Below are 12,770 nucleotides of genomic sequence, written 5' to 3'. Positions count from 1 at the left end.
CCCGGCGACCGCCCCGGCGTCGGGCAAGGTCCCGAGGCTGCAGAGCGCACCGCACCCGCCGGTGAACGCGACCACGACCGCGAACCACGCTCCCAGACTGCGATCTGCGAGAATCCGCGCATGCGCAAATGGCTGCTGTTGGCCGCGGCGATCTCCTGCGAAGTCACCGCGTCCCTCTCCCTCAAAGGGGCTCTCGATGCTCCCGCCCTGTACGCGATCGTCGTCGTCGGGTACGCGGCGTCGTTCGTGCTCCTCGCCCTCGTTCTGCGCGCGGGCCTCCCACTCGGTGTCGCCTACGGCATCTGGGGCGCCCTCGGAGTCGCCCTGACCGCCCTCCTGTCCGCGCTGCTGTTCGCAGAACCGCTCACCGCGCTCATGGGCCTCGGCATGGTGCTCATCATCGGCGGCGTGCTGCTGGTCGAGCTCGGATCGCAGCGTGCCCACGACCGCGCGCATCGCGTACAAGAACGCGCCCAGCCCTCTGGCACCGGGAAGGTGTCCGCCTGATGCTCGGCTGGATCCTCCTCGCGGGCGCGATCCTCAGCGAGGTCGGCGGCACGCTCTCCCTGCGGAAGGCCGTCGACGGCAGCCGACTCTGGTACGTCCCCGTGGTGATCGGCTACGTCACCGCATTCACGCTGCTCTCTTCGACGCTCGCGCAGGGAGTTCCACTCGGTGTCGCCTACGGCATCTGGGCGGCGGTCGGCGTCGCCCTCACCGCCGTGCTCAGCCACTACCTCTTCAAGGAGCCGTTCACCTGGATGATGGCCGCCGGCATCGCCCTCATCGGCGCGGGCGTGCTGCTCGTCGAAGTGGGCGGCCAGCACTGAGCGCCGACCGCCCCGACCTCAGCTTCGCGCCGAAGCGACGACAACGGCCTCAACGGTGAGCGGCGGCCCGTCCTGCGTGCGGCGCTCGACGATCGGGAACGCAGCGCCATTCAGCACGACCACAGGAGTGGCAAGCGAGCGAACCCTGCCGCGCACGGCCTCGAGATCCACAGCGACCACCACGTCGCCGGCCTCGACGACGTCACCCTCGGCCCGCTTGAGATCGAAGCCCTCCCCATGCAGGTCGACCGTCCCGAGCCCCATGTGCACCAGCACCTCAAGCCCCTCGGGCGTCGTTACCCCGAAGGCGTGACCGGTCGGGAACATCGCCGTGATGATGCCCGATACGGGGCTCCGGAAGTCGCCGGACGTCGGCTCGACGGCGAAGCCGTCACCCATGGTTCCCGAGGAGAACGCCTCGTCCTGCACATCCGACAGGCGAATGATCGACCCCTCGACCGGAGTGAGGATATCGATGCGCTGCCCCATGACCGCCCGGGTCCCGGAGGCGACCGCCGACGCTGACCCCGTTGCGCTCGGAGCATCCGCATCCTGGCTCTCCGACGCGCCGTACTCGTCCTGATCCGCGTTGTGCTCGGCGAGCAGCGCTGGGGTGAAGCCCCAGAAGTAGGTGATCAGGAAGCCGGAGACGTACCCGGCAAGCAGCCCGACGACGTAGGCGAGGATCGCGTACCCCTGGCCGTTGTCACTCTGCAGCAGCGGCAGCAGCGCCCACCCGGACGGGCCGATCGCCGTCGCGCCGAAGGCCCCCGCGAACTGGTTGAAGGCACCCGCGACGGCACCACCGACCGCACCGCCGAGGCAGGCAGTGAGGAAGGGGCGACCCAGCGGGAGCGTGACCGCGTAGATCAGCGGCTCCCCCACGCCCAGGATCCCAACCGGGAGGGCACCCTTGATCGTTGTCCGCAGCGACGTGTTCCGGTTCAGCCTGAAGTAGATCGCCAGCGCGGCACCGACCTGGCCCGCCCCCGCCATCGCGAGGATCGTGAGCAGCGGCGTGAAGCCCACCTGCTCGATGAGGGTCGCATGGATGGGGATGAGCGCCTGGTGGAGGCCGAGCATGACGAGCGGTAGGAAGAGCCCGCCGAGCACGAAGCCCGCGAGGAGACCGGAGTTGTCGAGCAGCCAGATCGCGCCCGTGCCGATCGCGCTTGCGATGTTGCCCGCGACGAACATGAACACGAAGATCGTGGCGAGGCCGGAGATGAGGAGCGCGAGCGTCGGCGTGACGAGGATGTCGATCGCATCGGGGATCTTCCCGCGCAGGCTGCGCTCGATCCAGGCGCAGAGGCCTGCGGCGAAGATGGCCCCGATCACGCCTCCCTGCCCCGGCGCGAGCACGATGTCGCCCAGGACGGGGAGGCTGTACTGCACGTCGCTGATGCCGGCGAAGACGATGATCGCGGCGACGGCGCCACCCAGTGCGGGTGTGCCGCCGAACTCCTTCGCGGCATTGATGCCGGCGAAGATCGGCAGGAACGCAAAGAACGCCGAGCCGATGACGGTCAGAGCCGGAACCACCGCCTCGACGAACTCCGGAGCCGTCCCGACCGTCACCCAGTTCACCAGGAGGCCGCGAACAGCCGCGACGATACCGGCTCCGATGAGGGCCGGGATGAGGGGCACGAAGATGTTGGCGATCTTGCGGATGAAGTTCTTGAACGGGGTGTTGTTGCGCTGCTTCTGGCCGGCCTTGATCGCCGCCCCGCGGGCCGCGAGCGCGTCAGCGTCGGCACCGGCCGCCCCGAGGTGCTGGCGGAAGGCGTCAGTCACCTTGGTGACCTTGCCGGGGCCGAGCACGACCTGGTAGGTGTCGTCGTCGACGACGCCGAGCACCCCCGGGAGGGCCTTGATGGCGGTCTCGTCGATCAGGTCGCGGTCGACGGGGCTGACGCGCATCCGCGTCATGCAGTTCTCGACACCGGCAACGTTGCCGGGGCCACCGAGCAACCGCAGCAGCTCGCTGGCGAGTTCGTCGTTTGCGCTCATGGGCATCCTCTTCTCGCGACATTGCTCGAATTTTGAAGAACAGTACCAGGAAGTGACACGAAAAGGTAAAAAAGTTCCCCAAGGTGGCACACGTCAGCACCGAAGGCCCCGGGCGTGACGGGACCAGGCGCGATAGGACCGTTCGTGAACTCAGGCCCGAGCAACCGGCGCCCTCAGCCCCGCAGGACCGCCTGGTGCGTCTTCTCGATGGCGGCGACAGATCCCTCGTAGTCGACCTGCGCGACACCGGTGAAGACGCAGTCCACAACCATGAGCTGCGCGATCCGGCTGCCAAGAGCAGCAGAACGCAACGGCGTCTCGCGTGCCGCGGTGCGGAGCACGATGTCGGCCAGGGCAGCAAGCGGCGACCGCTCGTGGTTCGTGATCGCGATCGTCGTGGCCCCGGTCGCTTTTGCGATGCGGAGGAACTCGACCACCCCGGCGGTCGCGCCGGAGTGCGAGATGGCGATCGCGACGGCCCGATCGTCGAGCACCGCGGCGGCGGTCCACGCAGCGTGGGCTTCCGGCCACTCGAGCGCGATGCGTCCGATCCGCGACAGCTTGCGCTGCAGGTCGACACCGACGACGGAACTCGCACCGATTCCGTGGATGTCGACGCGAGCGGCGCCGGCAATGGCCTCGACGGCGGCCGCCAGGGCATCGATGTTCAGAACCTCGGCGGTATCTGCGATCGAGAGCGTCTCGTTCATCGCGATCTTGGCAACCACGTCGGACAGCGAGTCGCCCGGGGAGATGTCTGCCGCCGGGACAACCCCTGCACCCGACGCGAGGCGCTCCCGCAGGTTCTGCTCGGTGAGGTCATGCCGCAGGTCACGGAACCGCGCGTATCCGGCACGTCGCGTGAACCGCACGACCGTGGTCGTCGAGGTATCGGCGAGCTCCGCGATCTCCGCCATCGATCTCGTCGCGAACCCTTCGGGGTCGGCGAGCAGCGCCTCCGCGATGCGTCGCTCCGACTGCCGGAGCGACGGCAGCAGCGCCCGCACCTCGACAAGTACCGTGCGAGAGTTCGCACCAGCGCCCTTTGTGCCCACGATCCACCTGCTTTCCATAGACAGCGTATCGAGCGGCGACCGCCAAGATTTTCGAAGATTATTTACTTACCCAGCGTCAGTCGTGTACTTTTGCGACGAGACTTGCGCCGTGGCGAGTCGGAAACCGGAGACGAGCATGCCAAACGACGAGATCTCGACGCTAGCAACCCTCTCCACGGAGGCGCGGAACCCGCGAACGGGGGACCTCGACACGCTCGATACCGAGCAGATCCTGCGCCTCATGAACGACGAGGATGCGACGGTCGCCTCGGCGGTGCGCGCCGCGCTCCCCGCGATCGCGCAGGCTGCCGAGCGCATCGCGGAGGCCAGGCGTCACGGGGGTCGCCTCATCTACCTCGGCGCTGGCACGAGCGGCCGCCTCGGCCTCCTGGATGCGGTCGAATGCCCCCCGACCTTCGGCACCGCACCGGAAGACGTCCTCGGGGTGATGGCCGGTGGCGAGCGAGCGTTCGTGCGCGCCGTCGAGGGCGCCGAGGACGACCCGGAGCTCGCGGCCCGCGAGTTGGACGCTGTTGGCCTGCAGGCGAGCGACGTCGTCGTCGGGCTGGCGGCGAGCGGACGCACCCCGTACGTCATCGGTGGCCTCAGGGCCGCTCGACAGCGCGGCGCCGCGACCATCTCGATCGCCTGCAATGCGGACGCGCCGATCAGCGCGGAAGCCGACATCGCCATCGAGGTCGTGACCGGCCCGGAGGTTCTGACCGGATCCACACGCCTCAAGGCTGGCACCGCCCAGAAGCTCGTCTGCAACATGCTCACGACGGCGAGCATGGTTCGCGGTGGCAAGGCCTACGGCAACCTCATGGTCGACGTGCGCCCCACGAACGCGAAGCTCGTCGACCGCGCGCAGCGCATCGTCGCCGAGGCCACGGGGGCGCCGCGCGCTGACGCCGACGCCGCGCTCGCCTCGGCGGGCGACCACGCGAAGACCGCCGTGGTCATGCTGCTCGCGGACTGCGACGCAGAACAGGCCGCCGCCCTCTTGCGTGAGGCCGACGGCAACGTGCGTCGCGCCGTCGAGCTCGCCGCGGTCTGACCCGGCTGCGCCTCAGTCGGTTGCGAGCCCGACGAGCTCCGTGCTGCGCTTCCACAGGCCCTCGATGAGGTCCTCGTCGAAGATCTGCGGGTTCACGTTCGTCGCGTGGTGGCGTTCGTCGTAGTACTCGCCCGCCTGCCAGGTGACACCCGGCTTGCCTGCGATGAACCACTCCAGCGTCTCGCCGCCCTTCGTGGCGCTGATGGTGAAGAGCTTCGCGAGCGGGGTGCGGTAGAGCAGCCGCATGAGGCTCGTCGAATCGGAAGAGAAGTTCGTGCCGACGACCCCGGGGTGGAACGCGACGCTCGCGACGGGCCGCCCCGCGAGTCCACGGTGCAGCCCTTTCGTGAAGAGGATGTTGGCGAGCTTCGCGTCGCCGTAGGCCTTGTTGGCGCTGAAGCGTGCGTCGTTGTTCAGGTCGTCGAGATCGATACGACCCATGAGGCGTGCCGCGATGCTCGCCGTGTTGATGACCGCCCCGACCTGGACCTCCTCCAGGAGGAGATTCGTGAGCAGGAACGGCGCGAGGTGGTTGACCTGCAGTGTCAGCTCGTTGCCGTCGACGGTTCGTGTCGTGTCGCCGAAGATCCCGCCCGCGTTGTTCGCGAGCACGTCGATCGGACCGACCTCGGCGACGAGCCACGCCGCGAGTTCGCGCACCTCATCGAGGCGGGAGAAGTCGGCGACAAACGACTCGGCGCCGATCTCGCTCGCAACCGCAGCCGTCTTGGCGGCGTTGCGCCCGACGACGACAACCCGCCACCCCTTGGCCGCAAGCGACCGCGCGGCCGCGGCCCCGATACCGTCCGAGCCGCCCGTGATGACGACCGTCTTCGCCTCAGCCACGAGCGTTCGCCGCCAGGACGCCCTCGAGGCGAGCGATGATCGCCTCGAGGCCGAAGTCGAACGCGAGCTCGAGGCGCCGCGACGGCTCGAGCGACCGCGTGACGCCGTGGAGCACCGGATGCATGTCAGCGTCGGCCGACCACGGGATGGGTGGCGAGGCCGCATCCACCACCCTCCCGAACGTGAGCCCTTCGAGCACGGCGATCGCGACGAGCGCCTGCTCGTCGGTGAATCCCACCGAGCGGAACGTGATCGCGATCGCCTCGTACACCTCGAGCGTCTGCTCGTCGCTGACCGGCTCCTGCACCATGATCGGCAGGGCGAGCGGATGCTTCGCGAGGGCTCGCGTGTAGTCCTTCGACCACCGGCGCACCTGGTCCTGCCAGCTCATGGCCGCCAAGGCCGCGAGGTCCTCGTCGGTGGCGTCCTCGAGCCCGATCGCCAGCGACAGCTCCGTGCTGATGAGCGCCCGAATGCCGTTCACGATGCCGGCTCGCCCGTGCACGTGGTGGTACATCGACGACGCGCTCACCCCGAGCTCCTTCGCGAGCACCGGAATCGAGAAGTCACCCTTGCGATCGATCTGCTCCAGCGCGGCCAGACAGATTTTCTCGGGAGACAGGATCGGAATTCTCGGACGTGCCATGATCAGACTCCCTCGTTCTCAGCGCACGACATCTGCGCGAGCGTTCATCTCAGAAGACTATGACGCTTCGCGCTCGCTCGCCTCTCCGCATGGCATCGAACGCCTCGTTGACCTCGCTCAGCTGGATGCGTTCGCTGATGAGCTTGTCGACGGGAAGGCGCCCTGCGAGGTAGAGCGCGGCGAGCTTGGGGAAGTCGCGTCCCGGCACGGTCGAGCCGTAGTTGGTGCCGATGAGGCGCTTGCCTGTCTCTGCGAGGGCGAGCGCGTCGAACGACACCGGGGCATCCGCGGGCGGGAGTCCGACGATGACGGCTGTGCCGCCCGGCGCGATGAGGCCAGGCAGCGACTCGATGGTCTGCACGCGGCCGATGGCCTCGAACGCGTACTCGGCACCACCGCCGGTGATCTCCGCCACCTGGGCCGCGAGGTCGGGGCCGGGAACGATCGTGTGGGTCGCGCCGAGCTCGCGCGCGGCGGCGAGCTTGTCCTCGTTGAGGTCGATCGCGATGATCGGGTTCGCGCCGACGAGCTGCAGCCCCATGATGATGCTGAGTCCGACGCCACCGGCACCGACGACCACCGCCGACTCCCCCGCGTCGACCTCGGCGTCGTTGACGACGGTGCCGACGCCCGTCGCGATCGAGCAGCCGATGAGGCTGGCCACGTCGTACGGCACCTCTTTCGGCACCTTGATGGCGGCCGACTCGGGGACCACCGCGTACTCGCTCATGGTGCCCGCGGTGAGGTACGGGTACACCGGCTCGCCGTCGAGGGCGAGCGGGGTCGTGCCATCTGGCAGCAGGCATTCCTCGCTGCGGCTGCCCGTGCACACGTAGGCACGTCCGCTGAGGCAGGCCGTGCAGCGACGGCACGGGTAGAACCAGCTGAGGATGACGTGGTCTCCGGGTTCGACGTCGATGACGCCCTCACCGATGGCGACGACCTCGCCGGCACCTTCGTGGCCCATGACGGTGGGCGACGGCAGCTGCCAGTCGCCGTCGAGCACGTGCCGGTCGGAGCCGCACACGCCGGAGGCGCCGAGCTTGACGAGCACGGTCCCAGGTCCTGGTTCAGCGACCTCGATCTCGCGAATCTGGAGTTCGCTGCTTCCCTCGAAGTGAACTGCCGCCTGTGCGCGCATGGTCAGACCCCTTTCCGGGTGGTCGTGTGCTGAGTGGTTGAAGAGGTTGCACCGTCGCCCGCCTTGTCCGCGAAGGCCCCGACGCCGCGGCGCCGGTAGAGGAGCTGGGCGAACAGCAGGTAGACGCCGCCAGAGAGCACGGTGGCGGGCGCGGATGCGGTGAGCAGCAGGAAGAGCGGGTGCGTCTCGAGGGTCACCGGGTTGTAGATCCACAGGTAGAAGGCGGCACCGACGACCACGGAGGCGATTCCGGCCCAGTTCACGCCTCCAGTGAAGTGGTAGGCGCTGTCGCCGCGGAGCTTGTAGAGGTCTGGCAGGCGAACCCACTGGCGTCGGAGCACGAAGTAGTCGGCGAGGATCGCGCCGCACATGGCGGCGAGGAAGGCGCCGGAGATCGTGACGAAGACCATGAACTGCTGGTACATGAAGTCGGGGAAGAACGTGAGGATCGCGGGGAGCACGAAGAACGCGCCGCAGAGGAGCGGCCAGGGCACGCGCCCGAGGAGGTTGCCGCTCGCCTGCCTGATCGCGAGCACCGTCGAGTAGACGATCGACGACATGCTCGTGATGTTGGCGAACGAGATGAACAGCAGCATGAACGCGCCGAGGATCGGACCGCCGAGGGGCAGCATCCACACGGTCGGGTCGGAGTCGCCGAGCGTGAGCGCCGCCGCCATGCCGACGATCTGCGCGACGAGCGTGCCCACGATGAGGCCCGTGAACGCGGGCCAGAGGGCGGCCTTCGGGGAGCGGGTCATGCGCGCCATCGACCCCATGACGGGGTACCAGGAGAAGCCGACCGCGACGTTGAACTCGACGGCGAGCATGAAGTTGAGCTGCGACTCCTCGAACGGCGCGAGCGGTTCGGCGGCGAACAGCGCCTCCCACGAGGTGTTCGCTACGAGGAAGAAGAGCATGAAGACGGTGACGAGCACGAGGCCGGGTGCGACGAAGCGGTTGAGCTTGCCGATGGTGACGGGACCGCGCGAGAGGATGAGCCACGCGATGAGGATCGCGACGAGGCCCACCGCGGTGACGAGGAAGCTCCCTGAGCCGAAGTCGGTGCCTGCCGCCCCGTTGGCGACCTGCGTGACAGCGCGGCCGACCATGATCGCGAGCAGCGACGACCAGCCCATCTCGGTGACGAGGATGACGGTGAAGACCAGCACCCCGACTCCGATGAGCCCGAAGACGGGTCGAAGGATCGTGTACTGCTCGACCCCGAAGCGGGCGCTCGCTGCCGTCGCGGCCGGCACCATGATGCCGAGACCGATGGCGTTGCCGATGACCATCGCGGCGATGCCGTCCTGGAATCCGACGAGCAGCGCCGTCGAGCCGCCGACGAGGAACGCCCACGTCGCGATCGCGAGGCTCAGATTGACCCAGCTGTAGTCCCAACCCGACCAGATGCGTTCCTTCTTGAGCAGCGGCAGCGAGCCGAAGGTCGCGGCCTGGTCGAGTTCGGCGGATGCTCCCTCGAGCTTCCCCTCGACGCCTTCGCGCTTGGCTGCCCCGCTCACAGGATCACCACGAGCGCGCCGACGGCCACGAGGGCGACGCAGGTCAGGGCGAAGAGTCCGATGTCGCGACTGCTCAGGGGATCGTGTGCGACGTCACCTGCTTCAGCGCTCGCGATAGTGTCGAGTCGTCTCTTGAGATCGGCCGTGATCTCCGGGTCGCGCATGTCCATTGGGGGTCCTGCTCTCGTCGTCGAAACCAGATCAACCGAATTACTTTCGGTTTCGGCTATCTTGAGCGGTGTCCCCCACCGTGTCAAGAGCTATTCTCGGGGACATGACGTCGACACCCGCCAGGGTGAGACTCGACGGGCACCGAGACGATGTGAGGCTGGCGATGGCGCTGATTTCCGTACTGCAGGCACAGGGCGCCGTCGGCGTGATCGACGACAACCTCAAGGTGCTGCGCTCCTTCGCGGAGCGGGCCGCCGGAGACGGCACCGACATCCTCGTCACCCCGGAGCTCTTCGCGACCGGGTACGCGCCCGCGAAGGTCGCCGCCGAAGACGGCTCGGCCATCCGCGAGCGGATCGCGCAGATCGCCGCCGACCTGCGGATCGCGATCGTCGCATCCACCGTCGAGCACACGGTCGAGCGCTCTGCCGGGTTCGCCGCGAGCGCGACCACCGAACGCCGCTTCATCTCGGCGTCGCTGTTCGGCAGCGACGGGAACGAGCTCACCCGCTACCGCAAGTCGAACCTCTTCGGCGGCGACGAGCAGGAGGTCTTCGACCTCGGGGATGCGCCCGCCGAGGTCGTCGAACTCGCCGGCCTGAGGGTCGCACTCGCCATCTGCTACGACATCGAGTTCCCCGAGATCGCGCGCCGCGCGGCCGTCGCGGGCGCCGAGGCGCTGCTCATCCCGACAGCCGTCCCCTCGACGGGCGACGTCGAGGGCGGGCAGCCGGGCCACTCCTACAACGCCGAGGTCATCTCGACCCACATGGTCCCCGTCCGCGCCCTCGAGAACGGGCTCTACATCGCCTACGCGAACCACTCGGGCCCCGGATTCACGGGACTCAGCACCATCGCGAGCCCCTACGGCAACACGCTCGCCATGGCCGGCCGCGACGGGACGGAGCTGCTGAGCGCCCAGTTCCTGTCATCTGAGGTTGCGAAGGCCCGCGAGGTCAACACGTACCTGAAGGACCTGCGACCGTAAGGCGCCCGCACCGCGCCCGCCTCCGCGCGATCGCTGCCAGTCGAGTGGCCGTTCTGGAGCAGCCAGAACGGCACTTCGACTGGCAGTGCTGAGCAGTCGGTGCCCTCCGCCTCGGAGCCGCGCGGGCACCGTGCACTCGGCACCGGGTCAGGCGCGGCGCGTTAGCATCTGGCATGCTTCAGCGAACCCTCGGTCGTACTGGCCGCCCCGTGTCCATCGTCGGTCTCGGCACCTGGCAGCTCGGTGCCGACTGGGGTGACGTCGACGAGCGAGCCGCCCTCGAGGTGCTCGGCACCGCCGTCCAGCGCGGCGTTACGTTCTTCGACACCGCCGACGTCTACGGTGACGGTCGCAGCGAATCGCTGATCGGCACGTTCGGGCGCGAGAACCCCGACGTGGACGTGTTCGTCGCCACGAAGATGGGGCGGCGAGGCCCGCAGGATCCTGCCGAGTTCACGCTCGACAACTTCAGAGCCTGGACGGACCGCTCGCGCACGAACCTGGGCGTCGACACGCTCGATCTGGTGCAGCTGCACTGCCCGCCGACGCCCGTGTTCTCCAACGACGCCGTGTACGACGCGCTCGACACCCTCGTCGACGAGGGCTCCATCGCCGCCTACGGCGTCAGCGTCGAGACGGCCGACGAGGCGCTCGCTGCGATCGCCCGGCCGGGAACGGCCTCGGTGCAGATCATCTTCAACGCGTTCCGCCTGAAGCCGCTCGATCGCGTGCTGCCGGCGGCGCGGGAAGCCGGCGTCGGCATCATCGCGCGCGTGCCGCTGGCCTCCGGACTCCTGAGCGGCAAGTACACGAAGGACACGACCTTCGCGGCCGACGACCACCGCACCTACAACCGCGACGGCAGCGCGTTCGATGTCGGGGAGACCTTCTCGGGCGTCGACTTCGCCACCGGCGTGGAAGCCGCCCGCGCGTTCGCGGCAGCCCTCCCCGAGGGTGTCACGCCGGCTGCGGCCGCCATCGCCTGGGTCGCGGCTCAGGACGGCGTGACGAGCGTCATCCCCGGCGCGCGCAACCCTGCACAGGTGGAGTCGAACACCTCCGCCGCGTCGCTGGAGCTTCCGGCCGGCCTCGACGCCAAGGTGCACGAGATCTACGATCGCTACTTCCGCGCGACGGTCCACAACCGCTGGTGAGCTTGCGTCCGCGGAGCGCAAGCTCCACGGACGTCTCGACGTCACATCGGCGAGTTACGCGGACGCCTCCGCGAGCGCCGTGCACTTCGGGCAGAGGCCGAAGATGTCGACGACGTGCCTCGCCTGCGTGTAGCCGTGCTTCGCGGCGACGCTCGCGGCCCACTGCTCGACGGGGTCGGCCGTGATCTCGACGGCCGCGCCGCAGTTGCGGCAGATGAGGTGGTGGTGGTGCTCGCCCATCTCGCAGGCGCGGTAGACGACCTCACCCTCGGCGTTCTGCAGCGAGTCGGCCTCTTCGCTCTCGCTGAGCGCACCGAGTGTGCGGTACACGGTGGCGAGTCCGATGCGCTCCCCCGCGGCCGACAGCCGCTGGTGCAGCACCTGCGCGCTCACGAACTCCGACGATTCGGCCAGGGCTCGGCGCACGGCCTCCCGCTGTCGGGTGTTCCGCTTGACGGGGGCCGCGGGAGCCTCGGCGGTGGTGCCGCTCTCCTCGTTCGTCTCGTCGCTCATGTCAGCCGACGATACCCGGGGCGGATGCGCTGTGCGAGAGGCCCTGCGCGAACCGTCGCGTGATCCCCTTCGCACACAGCGCGACCACGAAGATCGCGACGGCCGCCAGCGCCATCGAACCGCCGGCCGCGAACGACAGCGACCGCGAGACCTGCAGCCCGACCACCGCGGCCGTGACGCCGAACACGCAGGAGAGGGCGAGCATCCACCCGATGCGCTTGGTGAGCAGCCGAGCCGCGGCGGCCGGGGCGGCGATCATGGCGATCGCCAGGATCGAGCCGATCGCCGGCATCGCGACGACCACGGTGAGCGTGATGAGGGCAAGCGCGACGAGGTCCCACGTGCCCTCGCGGAAGCCTGCCGCGCGGAATCCGCGCGCGTCGAAGCTCGAGAACAGCAGCTGCTTGCCGAACAGCGCGTAGGCGAGCGCGACCACCACGAGCGCGCCGCCGAGCAGCCACACGTTGGTGGGGTTCATGGCGAGGATCGACCCCGTCAGGTACGAGTCGACACGCACCGACTGGCCCCGGTTGAGCGACGCGAACAGCATGCCAAGCGCGTAGCCGAAGCTCAGGATGATGCCGGCGGCGACCTGCTTGCCCTGCCTCGGCACGCGCGACAGCGCCGCCATGAGCGCCACGAGCAGCAGACTGAAGATGGATGCGCCCACCACGATATTGATGCCGGCGACGGCCGCGAAGACGCCGCCAGGGAACGTCGCGTGGGTGAGGGCGACCGTGTAGAAGGCACGCTGGCGCAGCAGCACGAGCACGCCGACGAGGCCACTGAGGAGACCGACGAGCGCGCCCGTGAGGAGCGCGAGGGAGAAGTAGTCCACG

14 protein-coding genes are annotated in these 12,770 nt (G+C 68.8%); 5 read left to right on the top strand and 9 right to left on the bottom strand.

The window, feature by feature from the left end; all coding sequences use genetic code 11:
* Positions 1 to 120 precede the first annotated feature (120 nt).
* Together ABVF28_RS06655 and ABVF28_RS06650 are read left to right on the top strand one after the other, a co-directional pair.
* Positions 121 to 507 carry a multidrug efflux SMR transporter gene (locus ABVF28_RS06655; protein WP_371029912.1) on the top strand — a complete coding sequence of 129 codons (387 nt, stop codon included), beginning with the start codon at positions 121 to 123 and terminating at the stop codon, positions 505 to 507.
* Positions 507 to 830 carry a multidrug efflux SMR transporter gene (locus tag ABVF28_RS06650; RefSeq protein ID WP_151423824.1) on the top strand — a complete coding sequence of 108 codons (324 nt, stop codon included), beginning with the start codon at positions 507 to 509 and terminating at the stop codon, positions 828 to 830. The genes ABVF28_RS06655 and ABVF28_RS06650 overlap by 1 nt, the downstream gene beginning before the upstream one ends.
* 18 nt (positions 831 to 848) lie before the next feature.
* Here the strand turns inward: ABVF28_RS06650 and ABVF28_RS06645 are convergent, their stop codons facing one another.
* Complete coding sequence (locus ABVF28_RS06645; protein WP_371029911.1) at positions 849 to 2,840, bottom strand: glucose PTS transporter subunit IIA; 1,992 nt, start codon at positions 2,838 to 2,840, stop codon at positions 849 to 851.
* A gap of 173 nt (positions 2,841 to 3,013) precedes the next feature.
* Positions 3,014 to 3,895: a MurR/RpiR family transcriptional regulator gene (locus tag ABVF28_RS06640; RefSeq protein WP_371029910.1), complete on the bottom strand. Its 882-nt coding sequence runs from the start codon at positions 3,893 to 3,895 to the stop codon at positions 3,014 to 3,016.
* 136 nt (positions 3,896 to 4,031) lie between these two features.
* Between ABVF28_RS06640 and murQ the strand changes: the two genes are divergently transcribed.
* Positions 4,032 to 4,952 (top strand): N-acetylmuramic acid 6-phosphate etherase, encoded by a 921-nt coding sequence (gene murQ / locus ABVF28_RS06635; protein WP_371029909.1) that lies wholly within the window; start codon positions 4,032 to 4,034, stop codon positions 4,950 to 4,952.
* A 12-nt stretch (positions 4,953 to 4,964) separates the two neighbouring features.
* On the opposite strand, the gene ABVF28_RS06630 is transcribed toward murQ, so the two are convergent.
* From ABVF28_RS06630 to ABVF28_RS06610, 5 genes are read right to left on the bottom strand one after another with little or no spacing between them, the layout of a single operon-like run.
* On the bottom strand, positions 4,965 to 5,798 hold the full coding sequence (locus tag ABVF28_RS06630) for an SDR family NAD(P)-dependent oxidoreductase (RefSeq protein ID WP_371029908.1): 834 nt from the start codon (positions 5,796 to 5,798) through the stop codon (positions 4,965 to 4,967).
* On the bottom strand, positions 5,791 to 6,444 hold the full coding sequence (locus ABVF28_RS06625) for a TetR/AcrR family transcriptional regulator C-terminal domain-containing protein (RefSeq protein WP_371029907.1): 654 nt from the start codon (positions 6,442 to 6,444) through the stop codon (positions 5,791 to 5,793). The genes ABVF28_RS06630 and ABVF28_RS06625 overlap by 8 nt, the downstream gene beginning before the upstream one ends.
* Positions 6,445 to 6,493: 49 nt before the next feature.
* Positions 6,494 to 7,585: an alcohol dehydrogenase catalytic domain-containing protein gene (locus ABVF28_RS06620; protein WP_371029906.1), complete on the bottom strand. Its 1,092-nt coding sequence runs from the start codon at positions 7,583 to 7,585 to the stop codon at positions 6,494 to 6,496.
* A 2-nt stretch (positions 7,586 to 7,587) separates the two neighbouring features.
* Positions 7,588 to 9,105: a cytosine permease gene (locus ABVF28_RS06615; protein ID WP_371029905.1), complete on the bottom strand. Its 1,518-nt coding sequence runs from the start codon at positions 9,103 to 9,105 to the stop codon at positions 7,588 to 7,590.
* Positions 9,102 to 9,275, bottom strand: a complete 174-nt coding sequence (locus ABVF28_RS06610) for a hypothetical protein (RefSeq protein WP_371029904.1) — start codon at positions 9,273 to 9,275, stop codon at positions 9,102 to 9,104. Before ABVF28_RS06610 ends, ABVF28_RS06615 begins: the two co-directional genes overlap by 4 nt.
* 104 nt (positions 9,276 to 9,379) lie before the next feature.
* On the opposite strand from ABVF28_RS06610, the gene ABVF28_RS06605 reads away from it, so the two are divergent.
* Positions 9,380 to 10,264 (top strand): nitrilase-related carbon-nitrogen hydrolase, encoded by an 885-nt coding sequence (locus tag ABVF28_RS06605; RefSeq protein ID WP_371029903.1) that lies wholly within the window; start codon positions 9,380 to 9,382, stop codon positions 10,262 to 10,264.
* Positions 10,265 to 10,437: 173 nt separating this feature from the next.
* Positions 10,438 to 11,418 carry an aldo/keto reductase gene (locus tag ABVF28_RS06600; protein ID WP_371029902.1) on the top strand — a complete coding sequence of 327 codons (981 nt, stop codon included), beginning with the start codon at positions 10,438 to 10,440 and terminating at the stop codon, positions 11,416 to 11,418.
* A gap of 54 nt (positions 11,419 to 11,472) precedes the next feature.
* Here ABVF28_RS06600 and ABVF28_RS06595 read toward each other — a convergent pair whose 3' ends face one another.
* On the bottom strand, positions 11,473 to 11,931 hold the full coding sequence (locus ABVF28_RS06595) for a Fur family transcriptional regulator (protein WP_371029901.1): 459 nt from the start codon (positions 11,929 to 11,931) through the stop codon (positions 11,473 to 11,475).
* A 1-nt stretch (position 11,932) separates the two neighbouring features.
* Complete coding sequence (locus ABVF28_RS06590) at positions 11,933 to 12,769, bottom strand: metal ABC transporter permease (RefSeq protein ID WP_371029900.1); 837 nt, start codon at positions 12,767 to 12,769, stop codon at positions 11,933 to 11,935.
* Position 12,770 lies beyond the last annotated feature (1 nt).

Source organism: Pseudoclavibacter sp. JSM 162008, assembly GCF_041366455.1.
Taxonomy (GTDB): Bacteria; Actinomycetota; Actinomycetes; order Actinomycetales; family Microbacteriaceae; genus Pseudoclavibacter.
This window is presented reverse-complemented; position numbering and strand designations above follow the sequence as displayed.

Excerpts from the sequence above, each read along its gene's own strand:
- ABVF28_RS06610 (WP_371029904.1), bottom strand. The coding sequence starts at position 9,275 with ATGGACATGCGCGACCCGGAGATCACGGCCGATCTCAAGAGACGACTC.
- ABVF28_RS06595 (WP_371029901.1), bottom strand. The coding sequence starts at position 11,931 with ATGAGCGACGAGACGAACGAGGAGAGCGGCACCACCGCCGAGGCTCCC.
- ABVF28_RS06650 (WP_151423824.1), top strand. The coding sequence starts at position 507 with ATGCTCGGCTGGATCCTCCTCGCGGGCGCGATCCTCAGCGAGGTCGGC.
- ABVF28_RS06605 (WP_371029903.1), top strand. The coding sequence starts at position 9,380 with ATGACGTCGACACCCGCCAGGGTGAGACTCGACGGGCACCGAGACGAT.
- ABVF28_RS06600 (WP_371029902.1), top strand. The coding sequence starts at position 10,438 with ATGCTTCAGCGAACCCTCGGTCGTACTGGCCGCCCCGTGTCCATCGTC.
- ABVF28_RS06645 (WP_371029911.1), bottom strand. The coding sequence starts at position 2,840 with ATGAGCGCAAACGACGAACTCGCCAGCGAGCTGCTGCGGTTGCTCGGT.
- murQ (WP_371029909.1), top strand. The coding sequence starts at position 4,032 with ATGCCAAACGACGAGATCTCGACGCTAGCAACCCTCTCCACGGAGGCG.
- ABVF28_RS06620 (WP_371029906.1), bottom strand. The coding sequence starts at position 7,585 with ATGCGCGCACAGGCGGCAGTTCACTTCGAGGGAAGCAGCGAACTCCAG.
- ABVF28_RS06625 (WP_371029907.1), bottom strand. The coding sequence starts at position 6,444 with ATGGCACGTCCGAGAATTCCGATCCTGTCTCCCGAGAAAATCTGTCTG.
- ABVF28_RS06655 (WP_371029912.1), top strand. The coding sequence starts at position 121 with ATGCGCAAATGGCTGCTGTTGGCCGCGGCGATCTCCTGCGAAGTCACC.